This window comes from Alteromonas sp. AWJ4_197 (genome assembly GCF_056160285.1).
Genome location: NZ_JBSWWW010000058.1, coordinates 1 through 395 on the forward strand (window position 1 = coordinate 1; position 395 = coordinate 395).

General features: G+C 75.4%; 1 protein-coding gene. It reads left to right on the forward strand.

The window, feature by feature from the left end; translation table 11 throughout:
• Nucleotides 1–159 precede the first annotated feature (159 nt).
• On the forward strand, nt 160–395 hold a 236-nt coding region (locus ACXAGC_RS20520; protein ID WP_474846871.1), incomplete at its 3' end, for a LysR family transcriptional regulator.

Below are 395 nucleotides of genomic sequence, written 5' to 3' on the forward strand. Positions count from 1 at the left end.
GGCCCGGGCCTACTCGTGGGATGACTCCGCGCGCGAGCTGCTGGCGGTCGCCCGCGGCGTCCACGAGTCCCGCTCCCGGCACCGCTCCCCCTGACCGGACCGTCCTAACGGAGTCCACGAGCCCCCGCGGGTCCTCCGTCACGCGGCTACGCTGGACCGGTGGAGACGAGACAGCTGGAGGCCTTCCTCGCGGTGGTGGGGACCGGCACCTTCGCCGGTGCGGCCGACGAGCTGGGCACGGTGCAGTCGAGCGTCAGCACCAGGGTCCGGGCCCTGGAGCAGGATCTCGGCGTCCGGCTGTTCGACCGGTCCCGCCGCACCGCCCGGCTGACCACGGCCGGGCTGGTGCTCGCCGAGGAGGCGCCGGCCTGGCTGCACCTCGGACAGGACCGGCG